24 protein-coding genes are annotated in these 22,296 nt (G+C 74.0%); 10 read left to right on the plus strand and 14 right to left on the minus strand.

What is annotated here, in order from left to right:
• Positions 1–107 precede the first annotated feature (107 nt).
• The 4 genes from AB0M43_RS03980 to AB0M43_RS03995 form a co-directional block, all read right to left on the minus strand.
• Positions 108–710: a hypothetical protein gene (locus AB0M43_RS03980; RefSeq protein WP_363720966.1), complete on the minus strand. Its 603-nt coding sequence runs from the start codon at positions 708–710 to the stop codon at positions 108–110.
• Positions 711–767: 57 nt separating this feature from the next.
• Positions 768–1,109 (minus strand): thioredoxin domain-containing protein, encoded by a 342-nt coding sequence (locus AB0M43_RS03985; RefSeq protein ID WP_363720968.1) that lies wholly within the window; start codon positions 1,107–1,109, stop codon positions 768–770.
• A complete protein-coding gene (locus AB0M43_RS03990; protein WP_363720969.1) occupies positions 1,073–1,471 on the minus strand; it encodes a MerR family transcriptional regulator in 399 nt (132 codons plus the stop codon). The genes AB0M43_RS03985 and AB0M43_RS03990 overlap by 37 nt, the downstream gene beginning before the upstream one ends.
• Before the next feature lie 149 nt (positions 1,472–1,620).
• Positions 1,621–2,442, minus strand: coding sequence for a hypothetical protein (locus AB0M43_RS03995; protein WP_363720970.1), 822 nt, complete (start codon positions 2,440–2,442; stop codon positions 1,621–1,623).
• 230 nt (positions 2,443–2,672) lie between these two features.
• Between AB0M43_RS03995 and AB0M43_RS04000 the strand changes: the two genes are divergently transcribed.
• Together AB0M43_RS04000 and AB0M43_RS04005 are read left to right on the plus strand one after the other, a co-directional pair.
• A complete protein-coding gene (locus AB0M43_RS04000) occupies positions 2,673–3,143 on the plus strand; it encodes a hypothetical protein (protein ID WP_363720971.1) in 471 nt (156 codons plus the stop codon).
• A gap of 14 nt (positions 3,144–3,157) precedes the next feature.
• Positions 3,158–4,636 (plus strand): multicopper oxidase family protein, encoded by a 1,479-nt coding sequence (locus AB0M43_RS04005; protein ID WP_363720972.1) that lies wholly within the window; start codon positions 3,158–3,160, stop codon positions 4,634–4,636.
• Positions 4,637–4,643: 7 nt separating this feature from the next.
• Here AB0M43_RS04005 and AB0M43_RS04010 read toward each other — a convergent pair whose 3' ends face one another.
• The gene (locus tag AB0M43_RS04010; protein ID WP_363720973.1) at positions 4,644–5,687 is read right to left on the minus strand and encodes a sulfite exporter TauE/SafE family protein; all 1,044 of its coding nucleotides are present in this window, start codon (positions 5,685–5,687) and stop codon (positions 4,644–4,646) included.
• Between the two features lie 265 nt (positions 5,688–5,952).
• Here AB0M43_RS04010 and AB0M43_RS04015 point away from each other — a divergent pair, with 265 nt between their 5' ends.
• The gene (locus tag AB0M43_RS04015; RefSeq protein ID WP_363720974.1) at positions 5,953–7,239 is read left to right on the plus strand and encodes an MFS transporter; all 1,287 of its coding nucleotides are present in this window, start codon (positions 5,953–5,955) and stop codon (positions 7,237–7,239) included.
• A 16-nt stretch (positions 7,240–7,255) separates the two neighbouring features.
• Here AB0M43_RS04015 and AB0M43_RS04020 read toward each other — a convergent pair whose 3' ends face one another.
• Positions 7,256–8,200 (minus strand): class I SAM-dependent methyltransferase, encoded by a 945-nt coding sequence (locus AB0M43_RS04020; RefSeq protein WP_363720975.1) that lies wholly within the window; start codon positions 8,198–8,200, stop codon positions 7,256–7,258.
• Positions 8,201–8,425: 225 nt separating this feature from the next.
• Here AB0M43_RS04020 and AB0M43_RS04025 point away from each other — a divergent pair, with 225 nt between their 5' ends.
• Positions 8,426–10,237 carry an ABC transporter ATP-binding protein gene (locus AB0M43_RS04025; protein ID WP_363720976.1) on the plus strand — a complete coding sequence of 604 codons (1,812 nt, stop codon included), beginning with the start codon at positions 8,426–8,428 and terminating at the stop codon, positions 10,235–10,237.
• A gap of 181 nt (positions 10,238–10,418) precedes the next feature.
• Complete coding sequence (locus AB0M43_RS04030; RefSeq protein WP_363720977.1) at positions 10,419–11,273, plus strand: hypothetical protein; 855 nt, start codon at positions 10,419–10,421, stop codon at positions 11,271–11,273.
• A 3-nt stretch (positions 11,274–11,276) separates the two neighbouring features.
• Here the strand turns inward: AB0M43_RS04030 and AB0M43_RS04035 are convergent, their stop codons facing one another.
• On the minus strand, positions 11,277–12,896 hold the full coding sequence (locus tag AB0M43_RS04035; protein WP_363720978.1) for a protein kinase: 1,620 nt from the start codon (positions 12,894–12,896) through the stop codon (positions 11,277–11,279).
• Between the two features lie 184 nt (positions 12,897–13,080).
• On the opposite strand from AB0M43_RS04035, the gene AB0M43_RS04040 reads away from it, so the two are divergent.
• Entirely contained in the window at positions 13,081–14,040 is a 960-nt protein-coding gene (locus tag AB0M43_RS04040; protein ID WP_363720979.1) for a helix-turn-helix transcriptional regulator, read from the plus strand.
• Between the two features lie 84 nt (positions 14,041–14,124).
• Here the strand turns inward: AB0M43_RS04040 and AB0M43_RS04045 are convergent, their stop codons facing one another.
• From AB0M43_RS04045 to AB0M43_RS04055, 3 genes are read right to left on the minus strand one after another with little or no spacing between them, the layout of a single operon-like run.
• On the minus strand, positions 14,125–14,997 hold the full coding sequence (locus AB0M43_RS04045) for a helix-turn-helix transcriptional regulator (protein ID WP_363720980.1): 873 nt from the start codon (positions 14,995–14,997) through the stop codon (positions 14,125–14,127).
• Positions 14,998–15,049: 52 nt separating this feature from the next.
• On the minus strand, positions 15,050–15,874 hold the full coding sequence (locus AB0M43_RS04050) for a tyrosinase family protein (protein WP_363720981.1): 825 nt from the start codon (positions 15,872–15,874) through the stop codon (positions 15,050–15,052).
• Between the two features lie 48 nt (positions 15,875–15,922).
• Complete coding sequence (locus AB0M43_RS04055) at positions 15,923–16,321, minus strand: tyrosinase family oxidase copper chaperone (RefSeq protein WP_363720982.1); 399 nt, start codon at positions 16,319–16,321, stop codon at positions 15,923–15,925.
• A gap of 310 nt (positions 16,322–16,631) precedes the next feature.
• On the opposite strand from AB0M43_RS04055, the gene AB0M43_RS04060 reads away from it, so the two are divergent.
• On the plus strand, positions 16,632–17,033 hold the full coding sequence (locus AB0M43_RS04060) for a tyrosinase family oxidase copper chaperone (protein ID WP_363720983.1): 402 nt from the start codon (positions 16,632–16,634) through the stop codon (positions 17,031–17,033).
• A gap of 36 nt (positions 17,034–17,069) precedes the next feature.
• On the opposite strand, the gene AB0M43_RS04065 is transcribed toward AB0M43_RS04060, so the two are convergent.
• Positions 17,070–17,444, minus strand: a complete 375-nt coding sequence (locus AB0M43_RS04065) for a DUF2834 domain-containing protein (protein WP_363720984.1) — start codon at positions 17,442–17,444, stop codon at positions 17,070–17,072.
• 175 nt (positions 17,445–17,619) lie between these two features.
• Between AB0M43_RS04065 and AB0M43_RS04070 the strand changes: the two genes are divergently transcribed.
• Positions 17,620–18,078 (plus strand): pyridoxamine 5'-phosphate oxidase family protein, encoded by a 459-nt coding sequence (locus tag AB0M43_RS04070; protein ID WP_363720985.1) that lies wholly within the window; start codon positions 17,620–17,622, stop codon positions 18,076–18,078.
• A 45-nt stretch (positions 18,079–18,123) separates the two neighbouring features.
• Here AB0M43_RS04070 and AB0M43_RS04075 read toward each other — a convergent pair whose 3' ends face one another.
• The 3 genes from AB0M43_RS04075 to AB0M43_RS04085 form a co-directional block, all read right to left on the minus strand.
• A complete protein-coding gene (locus AB0M43_RS04075; RefSeq protein WP_363720986.1) occupies positions 18,124–18,738 on the minus strand; it encodes an FKBP-type peptidyl-prolyl cis-trans isomerase in 615 nt (204 codons plus the stop codon).
• Between the two features lie 67 nt (positions 18,739–18,805).
• On the minus strand, positions 18,806–19,393 hold the full coding sequence (locus AB0M43_RS04080) for a DinB family protein (RefSeq protein WP_363720987.1): 588 nt from the start codon (positions 19,391–19,393) through the stop codon (positions 18,806–18,808).
• A gap of 83 nt (positions 19,394–19,476) precedes the next feature.
• Positions 19,477–20,424, minus strand: coding sequence for a WYL domain-containing protein (locus tag AB0M43_RS04085; RefSeq protein ID WP_363720988.1), 948 nt, complete (start codon positions 20,422–20,424; stop codon positions 19,477–19,479).
• 62 nt (positions 20,425–20,486) lie between these two features.
• Here AB0M43_RS04085 and AB0M43_RS04090 point away from each other — a divergent pair, with 62 nt between their 5' ends.
• Both AB0M43_RS04090 and AB0M43_RS04095 read left to right on the plus strand, forming a co-directional pair.
• On the plus strand, positions 20,487–21,467 hold the full coding sequence (locus AB0M43_RS04090; RefSeq protein ID WP_363720989.1) for an alpha/beta hydrolase: 981 nt from the start codon (positions 20,487–20,489) through the stop codon (positions 21,465–21,467).
• A gap of 90 nt (positions 21,468–21,557) precedes the next feature.
• Entirely contained in the window at positions 21,558–22,211 is a 654-nt protein-coding gene (locus AB0M43_RS04095) for a hypothetical protein (RefSeq protein WP_363720990.1), read from the plus strand.
• The last annotated feature ends 85 nt before the right edge of the window (positions 22,212–22,296 follow it).

Genomic DNA, 22,296 nt, shown 5'->3' on the forward strand with positions numbered 1-22,296 from the left:
GGGGGGCGGGCGGGGCGGGGGGGGGGTTCTTTTTGTGGGTCGGGGGGGGCCGGGGGGCCGCGGGGGGGGGGGCGGGCCGGGCGGCGGGCCCCCCCCCCCCGCCACCGTCAGGCCCCGGGGACCAGCAGCTCCGCCGGCCCCACGGTCACCGCCACGACGTCGTAGTGCGAGTAGGAGTTGATGTCGTCGGTCAGTTCCAGGACCACGGCCAGCGGGCCGCGCGCCCACACCGCCCGCCTGCCGCCCATGTCGTCCGTGGCCGTCGCGTCCGGGGCGCCGAGCTCGGTGCCGACCAGCGCGGCGAGCCGGTCGTACTCGGCCCGGAAGTCCGCCGGGGTCGCCCGGGGGCGGCGCGCCCACACGGCGGAGTACTCCTCGTCGAGGTCGTCCTCGTCGTCGGGGTCGGGCTCGTCGCCGAACGCGGGCCAGAACAGCGCGCACGGCAGCCGGACCACGGGCCGGTCCCCGTCGGCGGAGAGTTCGAACCGCCAACCGGTCCCCTCGTCGTCGTCGGGGTGCGGCCCGTCGGAGCCCGGCGTGAAGAAGTGCGGCGCGCCGCTACCGCCCTCCCAGTCCAGGTCCGTGTCCGCCGGGGCCCAGCCGTGCGCGCGGAACGCCGCGCCGACCGGACCGCGCCCCCAGGGCTCCGTCGTCAGGGCCAGCACGGCCCGCACCCAGCCGGAGTCCACCGGCAGCACCTTCATCACCATCGCGACAGCATGCCAACCCGCCGCCACCCGGCACCGGTCGGACCGGGTGGCGGCGGGTCAGGCCGCGTGGGCGCCGAGCGCGTCGCGGAGGTACCCCTTCGGCCGGGCCCCCACAATGGACCCGACGACCACGCCGCCCCGGAAGACCAGCAGGGTCGGCAGCGACATGACCCGGTGGTCGCGGGTGGTGCGCGGATTCTCGTCGGAGTTCAGCGCCGCGAACACCATCCGGCCCTCGAACTCGACGGCCAGTTCGGCCAGGGTGTGCGAGATCTTCCGGCAGGGCGGGCACCACTCGGCCCAGAAGTCCACCACCACCGGCAGGTCGCTGGCCAGCACGCTGGCCGCGAACGTCTCGTCGGTCACTGTGACCAGCAGCTCGGTCGCTGTGGTGTGCATGTTTCCTCCCGGTGGGTGATCGCGTGGGTGAGCTGGGTCCGCAACTGCTCGCGCACCTCGCCGAGCCGGGCCACGGCGGCGTCGACCTCGGCGAGTTTGCGGCGGAGCACGGCGACCGAGTCCGGGCAGACGTCCCCGGAGGCGTTGCCGGCCCGCAGGCAGGCGACGAACGGCCGGATGTCGTCGAGGGCGAACCCGACGGCGAGCAGTGCCCGGATCTCGCGCACCACCCGGACCTCGGCCGCGTCGTACGTGCGGTAGCCGTTGGACGAGCGATCGGCGCGCAGGAGCCCCCGGGACTCGTAGTAGCGCAGCGTCCTCGCGCTGGTCCCGGCGTGCTCCGCCAGTTCCCCGATCAGCATCGTGGCCTCCCTCGCCCGTCCGTGACCGCAACGCTAGACCCTGCCACCGGCGTCAAGGCAAGGGTCGCGGCGCGGGTCACCGGGGGCGTCGGGCGCGGACGGTCCGCTGAACGACCGGCGGGGCTGGTCACAGCCCGAGGTGGCCCGCCTCAGCCGAACCGTTCGCGCAGAACCTCCAGGTAACGGTTGATCCGTTCCTGGATCACCGGGTCCGGCGCCGCCTCCAGCAGCCGGCGGACCGGGAACTCCCGGGGCTGCACGCCGAGCGCCGGCCCGTGCCGCGTGACGAAGACGTGGCAGGCGTACCCGAAGGCCACCACGCGCAGCCACCACAGGGGACTCTCGGTCAGGCTCAGCCGGCAGCCGGAGAACAGGGCCGCGATCGGCTGAAGCGCCGGGTCCGCGCCGGGGTCGCCGACCGCCGCCGTGAACTCGGGGTACGTCATCGGCCGGGCCCGCGCGCCGGCCTCCTCGACGATCAGCCGGTCGGCGGCGGCGTCGATCGTGCCCCGGAACAGGTGCAGGCGCTGGGTGGACCAGTCCACGTCCGGGTGGCCCAGGGTGATCGCCCCGCCGGACAGGGCGCGGGGCAGCTCGATGCCGAACCGGATCAGGTCGATCGCCGCCCGGTCGACGGAGAAGTCGGCGACGCCCAGCTGGCGTTCGATCAGGTGCGTGATCGTCAGGGGTCGCAGCAGGCGGTAGAGGAAGCTGTGCCCGTAGTACGCGGCCGGGTCCATCTCCCAGTCGTGCCCGGGGTGGTCGGCGATCCGGCTGGCGGCGTCGCGGGCGGCGAGCAGGAGTTGGAACCGGAGCGGGCCGATCGCCTCGTACAGCCGGAGGTGGGCGTGGTTCTCGTAGTCGATCCGCGCCTTGCGTCGGGCGAGCCGGTCCTGGGTGAAGAAGGTGGCGGCCGCGCTGACCAGGGCGGACACCAGGGCCGAGGAGCTGAGGACGAGGACCAGGTTCATCGTGGCGACCTCCCGCGGCCAGCCTACCGACAGTCCCCTGTGGAGGGCCACATCCCAGCGGTCCGCTGCCGCGCGCCACAGGGAAGAAAACACCCGGAATCAGACCCAATTTCCGATGTACGCGTCGAGCAAACTAGCAGTAATCCGGACAATATTTCGGTCAATTCCGATAATCTGGAAAAGTACTCCGGGCGCGGGGTTCGGGGGCAGGCTCGCTCGAGGGAGAAGCCATGAGGTCCTTCTATCGCGGCGCCGCGTACGCCATCGCGGCCCTGGTCTTCGTGCAGGCAGCGGCCATCGCGTTCGGCGTCTTCGGCCTCGGCAGGTGGGTCGAGGACGGCGGGGTGCTCGACAAGGCGGCGATGGAGTCCGACGACACGCCGTTCCCCGAGGTCGCCGGGTTCATCGTGCACGGCATCAACGGCCAGATGGTGATCCCGCTGGTGGCGATCGTGCTGCTGGTGGTCTCCTTCTTCGCCCGGATCCCGGGCGGCGTCCGGTGGGCGGCGACGATCGTGCTCCTGATCGCCGCGCAGGTGCTGCTGGGCATGTTCGGGCACGGCGCGCCGTTCCTGGGCCTCCTGCACGGCGCGAACGCGCTGCTCATCTTCTCGGCGGCGGTCTTCGCGGCCCGCCGGGTCGGCGGACACCACACCTCGACGGGCGAACCGGCCGCCGTGGCCACGGACCCTGGACGCTGACCGGCGGCCACCGCATGGCACCCCGCCCCCGGGCCCGGCCGCTGTTCGCCTGCCTCGCCACCGTGATCGTGCTGGCCCCCCTGGCCTGGTTCTGGTACGCCAGCCTGGTGCCGGACAGCTACTCGGTCATGGACATGGGGCACGCCGACCGGACCGGCGGCCACCACCACGGGACCCGGTCCGTGGACACCCTGACCGTCGACCCGGGGCTGGCCGCCGACGTGCGGGTCACGCTGACCGCGCGCGCGGAGCGGTTCGCGCTGGCCTCGGGGCGGTGGGTGCGGGGGTACACGCTCAACGGCACCTCGCCGGGGCCGGTGATCCGCGCGACCCAGGGCCAGCTCGTCGAGGTCGCGCTCGTCAACGAGTCGGTCGAGGAGGGCACCACCCTGCACTGGCACGGGGTGGACGTGCCCAACGCCGCCGACGGGGTCGCCGGGGTCACCCAGGACGCGGTGGCCCCCGGCCGGTCCCACACGTACCGGTTCTTCGCCGACCGGGCCGGGACCTACTGGTACCACGCGCACCAGTTCTCCCACGAGCAGGTGCGGCGCGGGCTGTTCGGGGCGGTGGTGATCGCGCCCCGGGCCCCGGCCGGGCCGGTCACCGCCCCGGACCCCGGACCGGCCGCCGCCGACCACCTCGCGCTCGTGCACCGCTACGACGGCGTCCGCACCGTCGACGGCCGCTCCGGCGACGTGCCCGTCCCCGCCGACCCGGGCGGCACCGTCCGGGTCCGGGTGGTCAACACGGACAACGGTCCGATGAACGTGTGGACGGTGGGCGGCCCGTACCGGGTCGTCGCCGTGGACGGCACCGAGGTGCACGAACCGTCCCCGGTCACCGGCGAGGCCGTGCTGGTGACGGCCGGCGGCCGGGTGGACCTCGAACTCGTCGTGCCGGCCGGCGGGGCGCGGGTCGAACTCGGCGGGGACACGGCCCTGCTGCTCACCCCGCCGGGCGGCACCGCTCCGGCGGGTACGGCCGCGCCGCGCCGGCTGCTGGACCTGCTGTCCTACGGCACCCCGGCGCCGACCGGCCTGGACCCGGCCCGCGTCACCCGGGAGTTCGCCTACGACATCGGCCGCCGGCCCGGCTTCCTCGACGGCCGGCCGGGACTGTGGTGGACGATCAACGGCCGGATGTTCCCGGACATGCCGATGTTCCACGTGACCGAGGGCGACGTGGTCCGGTTCCGGATCTCCAACCACAGCGGCGAGGTGCACCCGATGCACCTGCACGGGCACCACGCCCTGGTGGTGAGCCGGGACGGGGACCCGGCCACGGGCAGCCCCTGGTGGATCGACTCGCTCAACGTGGCCGACGGCGAGAGCTACGACATCGTGTTCCTGGCCGACAACCCCGGCGTCTGGGCCGACCACTGCCACAACCTGCCGCACGCGACCCAGGGGCTCGTCGGCCACCTGCTCTACGACGGGGTGAGCACCCCGTACCGGATCGGCGGCGGCGGGACGGCGAACCGGCCCGAGTGATCCGTGGTCACGGCGGCTCCCCGACGGTGAGCCGCCCGGTGTACATGCCCATCCCGCACCGGAACCGGACCGTGCCGGGCCGCAGGACACCGAGGCGGATCCGGGTGTCGCCGTTCTCCGGGAGCGCGTACTCCCGGTCGCCCAGGACGAACGCCCGCACGCACCCGGTCGCGCGCACCGCGCGGACGACCAGCGTGGTGGGCACGCCGGGCCGCACGGCGAGGTCGGCCGGGGAGTACCCGCCGGTCAGCACCGTCAGCACCGCCTCCTGGGCGCCGGCCGCGTCCGTGGTCACGGTCGCGGCGCTGGCCGACCCGTCCGACAGCCCCGCGCCCCGGGCCAGCGCGCTCGCGGCGACCGGCGAGCCGGCCAGTTCCAGGCCGCCGTTGAACGTGACCGCCCCGACCGCGACGACGAGCACCCCGGTCGCGAGCGCGAACCGACCCCGCCAGGCCGTCGCGGCCCGGCGCGCGGCGTAGCCGAGGACCGCGAACAGCGGGCCGGTGCCGGCCACGAACACCGCCATCGTCGCGGCCCCCGCCCACCAGGTGCCCGACGCCAGGGCCAGGGCCTCCACCGACAGGGTCACCCCGCACGGGATCAGGACGCTGGCCACCCCGAGCAGCCCCGGCGCGAACACGGTGGTGGACCGGGCCCGACCGCGTGCGAGCCGCGACCAGGCGGCCGGCGGCTCGACCCGGATCCGCCGGAAGCCGGGCACCCCGAGCTGGGCGAGCCCGAAGAGCACGATCAGGAGCCCGGCGAGGAGCTGGGTACCGGCCCGGGTGCCCACCGACAGTTGCACGGCCCCGCCGAGCGCCCCGAGCAGCGCGCCGAGCACGGTGTGCGAGGCCAGTTTCCCGAGCAGGAATCCGCCGACCGGCACCAGGTCGTCACCCAGCCGGGTCCGGAAGGGACGGCCCGCGGGGAGCGGGGCGGCCGCCTGGCGTTGGCGCAGGACCAGGCCCGCCAACAGGCCGCCCTGCCCGGCCGTGCACGACACTCCCCCGACGAACAGCCCGGTCAGCAGTACCGGCAGCAGGTGTGGCACTGCGCCCTCCCGAACGTCGCGCGGCGGCGGTGACCGGACCCGGCCCACCGGCCCCGGTCCTCCCAGTCTCCGGCACCGACCAGTCGCGGGTCGCCCGCTGGACTGCGCACTCTCGCGGCGGGCACCACCCGCGCGGCCGTGGCCCGCGCCCGCGCCCGACCGCGCCCGACCGGGTCGGCCCGGAGCCGGCGCGACCCGGCCACGTGACCCCCGACACCGCTGGTGAGGGGCCCCGCGCCCCGGCCGGTGCGGCAGTATGGGGCGGATGCGCAGGATGTTCGCGGACCTCACCCCGTTACGTGTCAGCGCGCCGTACCGCCGGATGTGGCTCGGCTCGGCGTTCTCCGGCGTGGGCACGACGCTGACCACGGTCGCGGTCGGCCTCCAGGTCTACGACCTGACCGGTTCGACGTTCAGCGTCGGCCTGGTCGGGCTGTTCGCCCTGGTCCCGCTGATCGCCCTCGGGCTGTACGGCGGCTCGCTCGTCGACGCCCACGACCGGCGCCGGGTGCTGATGACCACCTCCAGCGGACTGTTCCTGGTCGCGTGCGCCTTCGCGACCCAGGCGTGGCTGGAGGTCGGCAATGTCTGGCTGATGTACGCGCTGGTCGCGGTGCAGAACGGCCTCTTCGCCGTCAACTCGCCCGCCCGCAGCTCGATCCTGCCCCGACTGCTCCCCCTCGACCTGCTGCCCGCCGCCAACGCGCTCAACAGCCTGGCGTGGAACGTGAGCCTGACCGTCGGCCCGGTGCTCGCCGGCCTGCTGGTCGGCGCGTGGGGCTACGGCGGCGCGTACACCGTCGAGGCCGCGCTGCTGCTGGTCGCGTTCGCGGCGGTGCTCTCCCTGCCCCCGCTGCCGCCGCTGGGCCGGGCGCCCCGCGCCGGGCTGCGGTCCGTACTGGAGGGCCTGCGGTTCCTGCGCACCCAGCCGGACGTGCGGATGACCTTCCAGGTGGACCTGGCGGCCATGGTGCTGGCGATGCCGAAGGTGCTGTTCCCGGCGGTGGGCGCGACCCTGATCGGGGGCGGCGCCGCGACCGTGGGCGTCCTGGCCGCCGCGATCGCCGCCGGCTCGATCGCGGCCGGGGTGCTGTCGGGGCCGCTGCACCGGGTCCGCCGGCAGGGGCTGGCGGACCTGGTGTCGGTCGTCGGCTGGGGGCTGGCCGTGGTCGGCTTCGGGCTGGTGCTGGCCCTGTCCCCCGGGCCGGGGCCGGGCGGCCGGGCGACCTGGGCGCTGTGGTCGGCGGCCGGGTTCCTCGCGCTCGCCGGGGCGGCGGACGCGGTCAGCGCGGTCTTCCGCACCACCATCCTCCAGGTGGCGACGCCCGACGCCCTGCGCGGCCGGCTCCAGGGGGTGTTCCTCGTCGTGGTGGCCGGCGGACCGCAGCTGGGTGGGCTGCTGCTGGGCGCGGTGGCGACCTGGGGCGGCGAGCCCGCGGCGGCCATCGGGGGCGGGCTGGCCTGCGTCCTGGTGGTGCTGGCGCTGGGGGCGCTCCAGCCGACGTTCGCCCGGTACGACGCGCGCCGGGCGGCGGCCGTGGCGGCCGGGTAGCGCCCCCGGCCACGTTCTAGGCGTCGAGTTCGAAGTGCCAGACGATGAAGTGCGGCTTGTCGCGGAACGCCGCGTTGGTCGCGTCGGGGGCCCACGGGTGCAGGCTCCAGATGTCGGGCACCCCGTCGGCGGCGACGTGCCGGGCGATCGGCTCGGTGTCGCCGGGCGGGGTGCCGGTCGCGTCGACCCGGGGGTGCGGCCCGAGGGGCTCCTCGCAGTGCCGGACCCGCAGGCCCAGGGCCAGGGCGACCTCCAGGTACCGGCTGGTCGGGTGGATCCAGGACGGGATGTAGCCGGGTTCGCCGTCGGGCCGCTCGAACACGACCGGGTAGTGCCGGCCGCCGGGCACGTAGCCGCGCGCGTCGGACAGGACCAGGTGCCCGCCCGGCCGCAGGACCCGGACGAACTCGGCGAACACGGGCGCCAGGTCGGGTACGTGGGCCAGCGCCAAGCCGCAGACGACCAGGTCCACGTGGTCGTCGGGCAGCGGCAGCGCGTGCAGGTCCCCGAGGAGGAACTCGGCCCCGGGCAGCTTCGCGCGGGCCACGTCCAGCATGGCGTCGGTGCTGTCCACCCCGGTCACCCGGTGCCCGCCGGCCACGAGGTGGGCCGCGTGCCGGCCGGTGCCGCAGGCCGCGTCCAGGACGTCGCGGGGCCCGCCGTCGCCGAGGATACCGTCGAGGAGCGCCCGGATCCGGGGGCCCTCGCGGTCGACCATCGCGTTGCCGGGGCCGTCGTAGTGCGGGGCCCAGATCCGGTAGCCGTCGGCGGCGCTGACCGGGGTCGCGTACCCGCCGGGTCCCAGTTCGTCGGCGGCGTCGAGCAGGGCGCGGACCTCGGCGAGCCGCGCCAGGGTGAACTCGCGGTCGTACTCGCCGGCGAACGCCCGGAACAGGGCGCTGCCGTGCAGGCCCAACAGGTACGCCAACGGGTGCTGGTAGATCGCTCCGGGTTCGGTCACGGGACGATCGTGCGGGACCGCCGGTCGGGCGTCGACCGAATTCCGGCCGGGGTCGTTGGCGCGACCCCGGCAGGCCCAAATGGTGGTGCGGTCCAACCGCGTGCCCGCTAGGCTCCAGCTCGTTCGACGAGACCGTCGGCATCTCACGGCAGGAGCGAGCCATGTCCGCCATCGGCAGGTACCCGAGTGCAAGCCTCCGTTCCCACACCTGCCTGGAGCCTGTCCGTGTTTCGTCTGTTCGAGAATGCCGTAGACCCCTTCCGCCACGATGACCTGAGCACCCCGCCGGGCCGGGTGCTGCCGTTCCTGGTCGCCCAGTTCCGGCCGCTGCGCGGGATTCTGGCGCTGAGCCTGTTGTTCACCGTCCTCGGCGCCTGCGTCGAGGTGTGGCTGATCGGCTACGCCGGCCGCCTGGTCGACACCCTCACCGCGACCGACCCCGCGCGGGTGTGGCACGACCACGGGGTCGAGCTGCTCGCCGTCGCGGCCCTGGTCCTGGTCCTGCGGCCCCTGGTGCACTTCGTCAACGAGTGCCTCGACGACGTCGCGTTCCGGCCCAACGCGCTGACCATGGTGCTGTGGCGGACCCACCGGCACGTGTCCCGGCAGTCGGTCGGCTGGTTCCGCACCGACCTCGCGGGCCGGATCGCCACCTGGGTCCGGGAGGGCGCGTCCGCCGCGATGACCACGACGTACGTCGTGGTGCACACGCTGGCCTACGTGGGCACGTACATCGTGGGTTCGGTGTGGCTGATGGGCTCCGTCGACCCGCGCCTGATGCTGCCGCTGGGCCTGTGGATCCTGCTGTACGCGGGCCTGATGGGCCACGTCGTGCCCCGCTACCGCCGCGCCTCGGCACTCCAGCAGGACGCCGACTCCGCGCTCACCGGCCTGCTGGTCGACTCCTACGCGAACATCGACACCCTCGCGCTGCTGGACACCCCGGCGGACGCGGACCGCCCGGTGTTCGCCGCCGCCCGCCTGGCCCGGCTCCGGGTCGAGCGGCTGGAGGTGACCATGAACGTCGGGATGAGCGTGCTCAGCGGCCTGCTGATGGTCGGACTGATCGGCTACGGCATCACGCTGTGGCAGGTCGGGGCCGCGCCGATCGGCCTGATCGCGGCCGCGCTGGCCCTGACGTTCCGGATCACCTCGATGGCCGAGTGGCTGCTGGACGGCGTCTCCGCGCTGTTCGGCTCGCTCGGCACGCTGCGGCGCGCCCTGCGGACCGTCGCGCAACCGCCCGCCGTCCCGGACCGGCCCGACGCGGGCACCCTCGTCGTGCGCGGCGGCGCGATCCGGCTCGTGGACGTCAGCCACCACTACGGCAAGGACGGCGGCGGCCTCGACCGGCTCAGCCTCGACATCGCGGCCGGGGAACGGGTCGGCCTGGTCGGGCGGTCCGGGGCGGGCAAGTCGACCCTGGTCAACCTGGTGCTCCGGTTCTTCGACCCGGAGTCCGGGCGGGTCGAGGTCGACGGCCAGGACATCGCGGCGGTCACCCAGCGGAGCCTGCGCCGGCAGATCGCGATGGTGACCCAGGACGCGGCGCTGCTGCACCGATCCGTCCGGGACAACATCGGGCCCGCGTCCGGTGACGACGCCGCCATCGTGGCGGCGGCGCGGAAGGCCGCCGCGCACGAGTTCGTGCTGCGGCTGTCCGACCAGGACGGTCGCACCGGGTACGACGCGCACGTCGGCGAGCGCGGGGTGACCCTGTCCGGCGGGCAGCGGCAGCGGGTGGCGCTCGCCCGCGCCATCCACAAGGAGGCGCCGATCCTGATCCTCGACGAGGCGACCTCGGCGCTGGACTCGGAGGTCGAGGCGGCCATCCACGACACCCTCGACGAGGTGATGGCGGGCCGTACCGTGATCGCGATCGCGCACCGGCTGTCCACGATCGCGCGGATGGACCGGATCGTGGTGCTCGACGCGGGCCGGGTCGCCGAGGAGGGTACCCATCAGGAGCTGTTGGACCGGGGTGGGCTCTATGCCGCGCTGTGGGCCCGGCAGTCGGACGGTTTCCTCGGCGGGTAGCGCGGAACCGGGGCGGCCCGCGAGGACCGCCCCGGCGTCGTGGCCTTGTCCGGGCCGGTGCCCCGGGCGTCGTGGCCTTGTCCGGGCCGGTGCCTCGGGTGTGGTGGACGGGTCCAGGCCGGTCGGCGGAGAGTGGCCGGATCGCCCCGAACGGCCCGGTGGACGCTGGTACGGTCCACCTGTGAACGACGGCCCCTTCCACACCGCGCTGCGGTGGGCCATCACGGCCCGGGGCCTCAGCCTCGACCGGCTGCACGACCGGCTCGCCGAACGCGGGGCCGCCGTCAGCGTGTCGACCCTCAGCAACTGGCAGCGCGGCTCCAGCCGGCCCCGTAACGCCGACGCCCTGCGCGCCGTGGCCGTGCTGGAGGAGATCCTCCAGGTCCCGCCCGACTCCCTGCGCCGGCTCCTCGGCGAACCGGGGGCGGCGGCGGGCGGCCGACAGGCCCCGGTCCCGGGCACGCCCCGGTTGCCGGCGCACCGGCTGCGGGCCGCCGTGGGGGCTCCCACCGAGCCGGACCTCGACGTCCTCGCCGCGCACGACGACGTGACGCTGCTCGGCGGCGACCGGTACGCGGCCACCGCGCGGGTCGTCGTGCGGGCCCGGCACACGGGGGTGCACCGGTACATCGTCCTGCACCACACCCAGAGCAGGGCGCTGCCGACGATCCGGGCCGTCCGGGACTGCGCCGTCGGGCTGGCCCGCACCGACCCGGCGGAGGGGCTGGCGGCGGTCGAGCTGGTGTTCGAGCCGCTGGGCAAGGGCGAGACCTACGCGTTCGAGTACCACCTCACGGGCAGCCTGTCCGAGCACTACTACGGCCGGTGGTTCCCGTCCGGCGGCCCGTCCTACGAGCTGACCCTGCGGCGCGGCCCGGAGGCGGCCGTCGCCCGGGCGTACCGGATCTGGCGGCTGGACGGGCGCTCCCCGCACAAGGATCTCGCCGAGCTGCGGCTGATCGGCGGCACGCTGGCCCACCTGGCGCTGTTCGACATGCACCCCGGGTTCCACGGGGTGCGGTGGTCGCGGGACTGACCGTCAGTCGCACTCGTCGGGGTCGCCGCAGGACAGGACCAGGGTCACCTCGTCGCCGGGCTCGACCCGGACACCGGCGCCCGGACGGGTCGTGATGACCACGTCGCGGTCCAGGACGGACGGCTCGTACTCGACGGTGACCTTGACGTTCAGCGGGGCCAGGGCCGCGACGGCCTGCTCCCGGGTGCCACCGCCCAGACCGGCCGGGACTCTCGGCTCCGGCGGGGGGCCGTCGGAGATGTAGAGGTCCACGGTCGAACCGGGGTCCTGGAGCCAGCCGGGTTGCGGGTCGGTCGCGTAGACCTCCCCCTTCTCCACGTCCGCCGACGGTCCGTAGTGGACGGTGCCGACCCGCAGTCCCGCCCGGCGCAACTGGTCGGCGGCGTTGGACGCGTCGGCGCCGATCACGTTCGGCACGGCGACGCTGGAGGCCGGCCACCACGCCCAGGCGCCCAGGCCGGCGGCGACGAGCAGCAGGCAGAGCGCGCCGACCAGGACCTTCCGCCCGGGGCGGCGGCGGGGAACCGGGGCCGGGGTGCCGGGGACGTCCGCGCCGCCGACGCGGCCACCGGTGCCGGCGCCGCCGCTGTCCGCGTGGAACACGGCCGTCCGGTGGGCCGGGGCGGTCGTCGGATGGGTGAAGACGGCGGTCGGACGGAGAGCCGGTCGGTCGTCGGAGCCGTCGGACCGGACCGCGTCGTCGCCGTGGGCGTGCCGGGGCCGCCCGGCCGGAGCAGTCGCCGGGGCCGGTTGTGCCGCCACGGCGGCGGAGGGCGGCCCGGTGGCGGGAGCCGGCCCCGCCGCCGCCCCGGCCGCCAGCAACGCCGCCCGCATCGCCCCCGCCGTCGGGTACCGCTCCGCCGGGTCCTTCGCCAGCGCCCGCAACACGACCCGGTCCACCTCGACGGGTACGTCGGCCCGGTGCCCGGACGGCGGCACCGGCCGCTCGTGCACATGCCGGTAGGCGACGGTCAGCTCGGAGCCGTCCGCGAACGGGGTCGCCCCGGTGAGCAGCACGTAGAGGAGGCAGCCCGTGGCGTACACGTCGGTGCGGCCGTCGACGGGGCCGCCCGTGACCTGCTCCGGCGACAGGTACGCCGCCGTGCCGACCACCACCGAGGCGGCCGTCAGCCCGTCCGGACCGGCCAGCGGGCGCGCGATCCCGAAGTCGGTCACCTTGACCCCGCCGGACCGGGTCAGCATCACGTTGCCCGGTTTGATGTCGCGGTGCACGATGCCCTGCTCGTGGCTGTGCTCCAGGGCGGCGAGCACGTCGGCGACGACCGAGACGACCTCCGGCACCGTCGGGCGGTGCCCGGCGAGATAGCCCGCCAGGGTGGTCCCGTCGATGTACTCCATCACCAGGTACGGGCCGTCGGGCCCGGTGTCGCCCGCGTCGTGCAGCGCGACGATGCCCGGGTGGTTGAGGGCCGCGACGGCGCGCGCCTCCCGCAGGAACCGGGCGCGGAACCCGGGGTCCCCGGCGAGGTCCGGGCGCATCGTCTTGATGGCGACCGTGCGGTGCAGCAGCAGGTCGCGGCCCACGTTGACCGTGGCCATCCCGCCCTGGCCGATGACCGCGCCCACCTCGTAGCGGCCGCCCAGCACCCTGTTCGATGGCACAGCCACCCCGATCCTCCCGACTGTCGTCCACGGCGAACGGTACGCGACGGCTCGGGGCGCGGGTCCGGCGTACCCGTCGGAGGATCCTGTGTTCCGGCTCCGCGGCACGGCTCCGGATCACCGTTGGGAGAGGGCGGATTTGGGGGGTACCGTCCTGTGTGACTGCCGCGGGGGGAGCACGGGGATGACGCTGGACACGCCACGGCCCACGGACCTGGGAATACGCCGGGAAACCGCCGATATCACGGGATTTGAACCGGTTGGTGACCCGGACGGCGACCGCCCCGGACCGGACGGGTTCGCGCGGGCGCTGCGGGCCGCGATCAGCGCCAGCGGGCTGAGCCTGTCCCGGATCCGGCAACGGCTGCGGCTGCGCGGCGTCGACGTCAGCGCGGCCACCCTGAGCTACTGGCAGAGCGGTCGCAGCCGCCCGACCCGGGCCCGGTCCCGGGAACTGCTCCGGCACCTCGCGGAGGTGCTCGGCGGCGACCTGCTCCCGCCGGGGCCGCCGTCGGACGCCCGGGTCCCGCATGAGCTGCTGTGGCAGCGGCCCGACGTGGTGTCGGCGCTGATCGCCCGGCTCGGCGGGACCACCGACCCCGTGCTGACCCAGCTCCGCCAGCACGACCGGATGACCGTCGGCCCGGACGGCCGGGAACGCGCGTTGTGGAGCCGGCAGGTGCTCCGCGCGGGCGGCGACCGGGCCACCCGGCTGCTGCTGATCCACCAGGCGGAGACCCCGGGGACCCCGCCGCCCACGGTCAGCGCGGTCCGGGGCTGCCGGCCCGGCCGGGTGGTGAACGACCCCGGCACCGGGCACACCGTCGCGGAGCTGCTCTTCGAACGGCCGTTGCGCCGGGGCGAGTCGGTCATCACCGAGCACCGGATGGATTTCCACCCGCCGTTCCCGCCGGCGACGTACTTCGAGCGCAAGTTCCGGCTGCCCGTGCGCGAGTACGTACAGGAGGTGCGCTTCCACCCCGACGCGCTGCCGGCGCACTGCTACCAGCAGGTCAGCGACTCCGCCACGGGCAGTCCGCACCGGGTGCGCGGCCTGCGGATCGACGCCTCGCACAGCGTGCACGCCGTCGCGTTGGACGTGCGGCCCGGGGTGTTCGGCATCCAGTGGGCGTGGGAGGCCTGAGGCCCGGGATCCGCAGGCCCGGGGCACAGGGGGCCGGGGCTAGGAGGTCCGGGGCACCGGAGGCCGGGGCTCGGAGGCCGGGGCTCACCAGGTCCAGCGGATCCCAGACACGCCCGGCGCCACGTCCACGGCCACCGCGTGCACCCGGTGCTCCCCGTCGGGCAGTAGCTCGCGGTGCACCCGGGGCCGGACGTCCACATGGGGCGCGGTGTAGTACTCGCACCGGGGCGGCGGCAGGGTCGCCGGGAAGTCCACCTCGACGACGTGGTGCCGCACGGGCCACGGCAGCTTGCGCTCGTAGTGGCTGTCCAGCGGGTACGGCGGCCGGTAGCGGACCTCGTACTCGATGGCGACCGTCTCGCCGCGCGCGAGCGGGCGCTCCAGGACCAGCTCCACCGCGAGCAGCCCCGCACCGGTGTCGCGCGCCGACCGGCCGGTCCGGCACCGGTTCAGCGCCCGGACGGCCGGAGGTCGCGCGCCGGGGTCGGCCACGTGCGCGACCACGGTCGTGCGGTCCGCGCCGTCCTCGTCGGCCCGCAGCACCTGCCAGGTCCGCAGTGAACGCGCGCGCCGGTCCGGGCCGATCGCCAGGCGGTCGTGGTGGCTGAGCGGACTCAGCCCGGTCGGGGCGAGGCGCCCGGTCAGCGCGGCCACGTCCGCGCCGTTCGGCCACAGTTGCGCCGGGGTCAGCCCGCCGGGGCGGTCCGGGATCCGGCCCCGGGACCGGACCGAACCCAGCAGCGAGGACAGCCCGCCGTCCGCGAAGCCGAGGATGCCCTCCAGCCGGTGCAGCACCAGCAGGGACCGGGCCCGCTCCGGTCGGCTGCGCCCGGACTGCCAGTGGCTCAGCGTCGCCGGGCTCACCGCCAGGCCGTCCCGGCGGAGCTGGTCGCGCAGGTCGCGCAGGGTCAGCCCGCTGGCCGCGATGGCCGCCCGGAGCGTCTCCTCGAAGCTCACCGCGTCCCCCGGGCGGAGGAGGAGGCGGCCGGAACCGCCCCCTCCGTGCCGACTACTGATAGGTGTACCACTGGGTGTGGTCCAGCTGACTGCGGGGCGTGACCGTGGACGCCCACGGGGCCATCCCGCCGTCGATCGACACCACGGTGTTCGTCGGGGTCCCGGGCAGGTACGACTGGGCGGGGAACCGCGCCTGCCACTGGGCCCAGAGCCGGTCGACGTTGCAGTGGTGCAGCCAGAACACCGGGTCGTTCGGCGAACCGAAGCCGGCCATGGTCCCGCCGACCCAGTTGTGCACCCGGTTGTGCAGGTTCGGCCCCTGGAAACCCTCCAGGGCGTTGCGGAAGCTCCCCGTCGCGTTGCGGTTCCACGGGGAGGTGTCGTACGTGCCGATGGCGAGCACCGTGGTGATGTTGGCCGCCGTCGGCAGGGTGACCCCGTTGGCGAACCGCCGGCGCAGGAAGGTGAAGCTGTCGCTGCGCACGTTCAGCGTCCAGTTGCCCGAACCCTGGGCGAACGGGCCCGACGCGACCCGGTAGTTCTGCGCCGCCACGCCGCTGGGGCCGAGGAAGTCGTTCGACCACAGGGTGGAGCCGGTGCCGTCGGTGGTCCAGTCCCAGTACGGCAGGTTCACCGAGGGGTCGATGGCCTTCAACGCGTTCTCGAACTCGACCAGGTATTTGCGGTGCCAGGGCAGGAACGACGGCGTGTCGTGGCCGACGCGTTGCGCCCCGGACTGGCCGTCGGTGGACGCCCGGTCGATATGTTGGCGCACGAAGGTGTCGTACCCCCCGTTGCTCTTGAGTTGGAGGACGGCGTTGACGAAGTTCGTCCGCTCCGTCGCCGTCAGGTCACGCTGATTCTTTCGAACCCCCACGGTTCATTCCCCTCGTACTAAAGAAGACGTCGCGACCGCGGCTGCGGATTACTGGTAGTTGCCGACCGGCGAGCCGTCGCCCAGGGTGTCGACCGCCCGGTAGGCCGCCTCGCGCACCGTGCGGTGGGACTCGTAGTGGTTCACCGACGACGTGTAGGTGTCGTCGGAGTTGTGCATGACGTGCAGCGGCTGGCCGTCGATCCGCACGTCGACGGTGCCGTGGTGGTGCCCCTCGCCCTCGGGACCGGCCACGGCGCTGGCCGTGATCCTGCGCCCCTGGTAGGTCTCGTCGAACTCCGTGCCCTCGGGGGCGCCGGCCAGGGCCACCCCGGGGTTCGCGCCCTGGACGCCGACGAACGCGGAGACCCCGAGCACCCCGGCACTCGCGACGGCGATCCCCAGAGCCCTGCGCCTACTGACGGGTTTCGTATTCGGCGAATCGTTCATGAATTGTTCCTCCCCGATACAGTCGCCCTCTCGCACCACGGACACGGGGCAGCGCGATCCGGTCCGGAGTGGGAATGCGAGAAGAATTGGGTTTCGTAAAGCCCGTGTCGAGCCTAACCGGCAATGTCCACTGTGGCGCTGTGAACTGTCGCACGAAAAGCGCACAGTTAATGGTTAACGGAAACGGTTCCGCACCCGCGAGTTAACAGTGAACAACGATCGAATCGCGTCACTCTCTTGCGCTGGCGCGGGCCGCCGGTATCGTGAAACCGCATCGTGACGTGTCCGACAACTGATGGGGAGCATGGCTATGCGCAAGAGGTTGGCTATTGTCGCGGTCCTGTCCGCGATGGCCGGTGGGCTCGCGGCCGGCCCCGCGCTGGCGTCGGCCGCCGGGACGCCCGGGTCCCTCGGGTCGCCTGGGTCGCTCGGGTCGCCCGCCGAGCGCGGGGCGGCGGCGAAGGGCTGCAAGGTGTCGGCGCACTTCGAGTTCTACCAGGGCCGGCGGATCCTCATCGTCGACCGGTGCGGCACGGAGCCGGTGCTGCGCCGCGCCGTCTTCATCGACCAGTACCCGCTGACGGTGTACCGCGCCGACGACGGCACCTACTACAGCCCGGTCAACGCGTACGAGTCGTTCCCGACCCTGCTGGCCACCGCGCGGGCCGCCGTGGACACGCTCGGGCCGGACGGCAACCCCACCGAGTACTAGCCGGCCGACGACGGCCGCCGGACCAGCTCCGAGCGGTCACCGGCCCGGTGCGTCGTCCGGCCGGTACCGGTTCGCGGTAGGCCGGCTTCGGTTGCGCTGGCGCAGGAGCAGGTACAGCGGCAGGCCCACCGAGGCGCCGAGCAGGCTGCCCGCGAGGATCAGCGCCTTCTGGCCCCGGCGCAGACTCCCGTCGACGGCCGTGGCCACGGCCAACGCCAGGACGGAGACGACGACGTCCCAGCCGAAGAAGGCGCTGATCCGGTCGCCGAACACCTCGTCGAACAGCCTCGGCAGGTCCGGGCCGTGGTCCAGGAGCCACGGGACCGCCTGGGCGTAGGGCAGCGCGATGCCGGCGACGAGGGCGACCGCGTAGCCGACTTCGAGGAGCCGCGTCCGGTCCGTCCGTCCCATGAGTGCCTCCCGCCGGACAGGATACGCAGCACCGCGCCGAAGCGGCGCCGCACCCGGGACGACCCGGGTCCGGAGTACACCCGGGCGATCGTGGGGTGGTTCAGCGCGCCGCGCTGGTGACCGGTGGACTATCTTCTGACGTCGGCCACAAAGATCATCCCGGAGGTCACCCCGCATGAATCCGCCCGCCCGCACCCCCGAGCAACGCCGGCAGGACGTCCTGCACCGGTTGGAGAACGACGTCGACGCCTGGATGGCGACCGCGGACCCGGAGACCGGAGCCCCCTATCTGGTACCGCTGTCGTTCCTGTGGGACGGCCGCACGCTGCTGTTCTCCACCGCCTCGGCCAGCCCGACCGCGCGCGCCCTGCTCGCCACCGGCCGGGTCCGGCTCGGGCTCGGCCTGACCCGCGACGTCGTCCTCATCGACGGGACCGCCCGAGCGGTGCCCGCCGCCGAGATCGGCGCGGAGGTCGGCGACGCCTTCGCGGTGAAGACCGGGTTCGACCCGCGCGCGCTCCGGAGCCCGTACCACTACTTCCACGTCACGCCGGAGCGGCTCCAGGCCTGGCGCGAGGTGAACGAACTCCAGGGCCGCGACCTCATGCGCGACGGGGAGTGGACCGTCGGGTAGCCATCCCCGGTCGGCGGCGGACGGGTCGCGTCCGCCGCCACCGGACTACTTCGCGTCGAGGACGTCCACCACGAACCGCAGCGTCCCGGTCGGCCGGCCGCTGCTCGGGTCGTCCCCGTACGCCAGGCTGGACGGGATGTCGAGCTGCACCCGGCTGCCGACCTTGACCCCGACCAGGCCCTGGTCCCAGCCCTTGATGACCCCGCCGGCGCCCAGCTGGAAGCTGTACGGCTGGCCGCGCTTCCAGGAGGCGTCGAACTCCGTGCCGTTGGCGAACTGCACGCCGACGTAGTTCACGCTGATCGTCTGGCCGGCCTTGGTCTCCGGGCCCGTGCCGGTGACCAGCGGGGTGACCTTGAGTTCGGTGATCGTCCCCGTACCCGCCGTGACGACCGGTTTGGTCTTCAGGGCCGGGTCCAGGGCGACGGCGGAGGCCGACGGGTTCGCGTTGGGCTTGGTGTCCGAACCGCCCTTGACCAGCAGCAGGACGCCGCCGACCACGACGAGGACCGCCAGCACGCTCAGCCCGGCGATCCACACCCTGCGCTTGCGCTCGGCCGCCTCGCGTGCGGCGACGGCCCTGGCCGCGGCCTCGCGCTTCGCCACGCGTCGGGGGTTCGCCGGACTCTTCTCCGACGGGTTCGTTACCGGGTTGCCCACGTGCTCCTCCTCAGGTCGTGCTCGGATGCTACGGGTCGGCGCACTCCGCCGCCTACCCCGCCGGACCCTAGCGGGATCCGGCCTCCCGGGCCACGCCCTCCAGGTGTTCGCGGTGTTTCCGCCAGTACTCCCGGTCGCCGGGGGCCATGTTGTCGTCGTGTTCGCTGTGCCCGGCGGCCCCGTCGATGTGCTCCCGGACGATGTCGGCCTGCCCGGCGTGCCGGTGCGTCTCGGCGATCATGTGCACCAGGACCCGGTGCAGCGTCACCGCGCCGCCCGCGCCCCACCACGGGACCCGGCCGGGCGCGTCGACGGGGAGCGCGTCGATCGTGGCGTCGGAGTGCGCCCACGCCCTGCGGTAGAGCCCGGTGATGTCCGCGCGGGACTCCTCGGCGGTGGCCCACATGTCCGCGTTCGGCTCGGCGCCCACCGCCATCCAGGGCAGCACCTCCCCGGACGGCCGGCCGAAGGTGTCCCCGAAATACCCGAGCTCGCACCCGGCCACGTGCTTGACCAACCCCAGCAGATTGGTACCGGTGGGGGTGAGCGGCCGGCGCGCGTCGTACTCGGAGAGGCCGTCGAGTTTCCAGAGCAGGGCCTCGCGGCCGGCGCGCAGATACCGGTGGAGGTCAGCTTTGAGGTCCGGTCCAGTCATGCCGGACATCGTCCCACCGACCCCCGACAGGAATCCGGCGAACGCCCGAGCGGGCGTCCCGTCGGTGGGCGCCCGCGCCAGTCTCAGCCGTACCGTCCGACGAGCGCGGCGCCGATCGCCGCCAGGTGGTCCCGCACCCCCGGCGGGCCGGTCACCTCGACCCACGCGACCAGCCCGGCGAGCTCGCCGGCGAGCACGTACTCGTCACTGCCCCGGATCACGACCTCGATCCGGCCGTCGGTCGTGGCACCGCCCACGTCGAGCCGGTCGCCGAACCCGATCCGGAGCACGCCGACCCCGTGCGGCACGCACACCGCCCTGGCCTCCAGGGGCGTCCGCCGGCGTTCGACCCCGTCGGCGATCCCGCGCCAGCTCTCGGCGAGGTCGAAGTCCGCGGGTCGCCGCACGGGATCGCCGGTCGGGTCGGCGGACGACACCCGGTCGATCCGGAAGGTCCGCGTGCCCGCCCCGGTGTGGGCGACCAGGTACCACGAGGGGCCCTTGGCGACGATGCCCAGCGGGTGCACGGTCCGCTCGGTCCCGGCGCCGTCGCGGTCGCGGTAGCCGAGCCGCACCTGGACGCCACGGATCACCGCGTCCTGGAGGTCGTCGAGGAAGCGCGGCCGTCGGGGCTCGACCCGGCTCGCACCCCAGGGGCGCGGGTCCGTCACCAGGGACGACGCCGCCGCCTCGGCCTGCACCCGGAAGGGTTCCGGCAGGGCCTGGACGAGCTTGCGCAGCGCCGCCCGCACGGCCGGCGTCGCGGCCGAGGCCGGGCCGGCGACCAGGAACAGGGCGCGGGCCTCACCCGCGGTCAGACCGGACAGGTCGGTGCGGGCGCCGCCCACGAGGCGCCAGCCGCCGCCGCGACCCCGCAGGGGGTACACGGGCACCCCGGCCATGGCCAGGGCGTCGAGGTCGCGGCGGGCGGTGCGCTCGGAGATCTCCAGCTCCCGGGCGACCTCCGCCGCCGTCACAAGCTCGCGCCGTTGCAGCAGGAGGAGGACGGCCACCAGCCGGTCGGTTCGCATACGGGAACTCTGTCAGGGAAACCGGTCATGAGGTGACCGGTTTCGGTCCGCAGGATGGTGCCATGACCACACCGACGAGTACGACCAGCCCCGACCACGCGCCGACACCGACCGACTGTCCCGAGCCCACCCTGATCGCGGTCAACGGCGTGGAACTCGAAGTCTTCGAAGCGGGCCGGCACAACGCGGGAAAGCCCATCGTCCTGTGCCATGGCTGGCCGGAGCACGCCTACTCCTGGCGCCACCAGCTGCCCGCCCTCGCCGCGGCGGGCTACCACGTCATCGTCCCGAACCAGCGGGGGTACGGAAACTCGTCCCGCCCGGCGGACGTCACCGCCTACGACATCGAGCACCTGTCGGGCGACCTCGTCGCGCTCCTCGACCACTACGGATACGAGGACGCCACCTTCGTCGGCCACGACTGGGGCGCGGCCGTCGTGTGGGGGCTGACCCTGCTGCACCCGCACCGGGTCGACAAGGTCGTCAACCTGAGCCTGCCCTACCTCGAACGCGGCGAACGACCCTGGATCGAGGTCATGGAGGCCGTGCTGGGCGGCGACTTCTACTTCGTGCACTTCAACCGGCGGCCGGGCGTCGCGGACGCCGTGTTCGAGGAGAACACCTCCCGGTTCCTCCGCAACCTGTACCGGAAGAACGAGCCGCCCAGGGAGCCGGAGCCGGGTATGGCACTGATCAACCTGGCCAGGGCGGAGACGCCGCTCGGCGAGCCCGTGCTGAGCGACGGCGAACTGGCCGTCCTCGTCTCCGCCTTCGAGACCTCGGGCTTCACGGGCGGCATCAACTGGTACCGGAACCTCGACCGCAACTGGCACCTGCTGGCGGACGTGGACCCGGTCATCCGACAGCCCACGCTCATGGTCTACGGCGACCGGGACGTGGTGGCGCGGTCGGAGAACCTGGCGGAGTTCGTACCCCAGGTGGAGGTGGTCAGCCTGGACTGCGGGCACTGGATCCAGCAGGAGAAGCCGGAGGAGACGAACCGGGTGATCCTCGAGTGGCTGGAACGGCGGGACACCGCCTAGCGGCCGCGGTGGCCGAGCACCATGGATGAATCCCGGCGTCCTCCACAAAGGAAGCGTTCCCGCTCCCGGGTGCCCCGGTAGGCTGGGCGGATGGCCAACGGGGGGAAACGGCACCTGCGCGACGGCGTCAAGAGAACCGTCGTGACCGTGCTGGCGGTCAGCTTCTTTGGAGGCGCCGGGATGTACTTCCTGTTCCTCGGCGTCGACCAACACCGCGCGGCGAACAGCGGGGCGCTCGGCACCTTCCATGCCGAGAACTGCGACTGGGTCGGAAAGTGGGACAGCTGGCACTGCCACGGGCGGTTCGTCCCCGACGACGGCTCCGCACCTGTCGGCGGCGTGACGAGCAGGGCGAAGTACTCCGAGCGGCCCAAGGGCCCGGTGCCCGGAGTCGTCCTGGAACGCTCGACCGACACCGTCGGTCCGCCCGGGAGCTACCACTGGCTGATCTCGGTCACAGGGGCGATCCTGTTCCTCAGCGTGGCCGGACTGTTCCTGTACCTGCGCCTGCGTCCCCGGCTGTCCGCTGCCGACGCACTCGCGCGGAAACAGGAGATGGATGACAAACTGGCCAGGGTCCTGGCGCTGACGGCCACCTGGAAAGACCAGCCGACGTCCCCCGCCGATTCGTCCGACGCGGTCACGTTCGCCCGGGCCCAGCAGCTGGGCGAGATCCTGGGTGTGAACGCGGACTGGACCCTGGACCCGTCGGAGCGCCCGGCCGATCCGCCCACAAGGACATGACGGCCGGGCACGTCCGTGGCTCTACGCCGCCGCCCGCGACCCGGTCGACATTCCGGCGGAGCGCCTCAGGGCCAGGTCCGGGCGC

Source organism: Longispora sp. NPDC051575 (genome assembly GCF_040681875.1).
In the GTDB taxonomy this organism is placed as follows: domain Bacteria; phylum Actinomycetota; class Actinomycetes; order Mycobacteriales; family Micromonosporaceae; genus Longispora.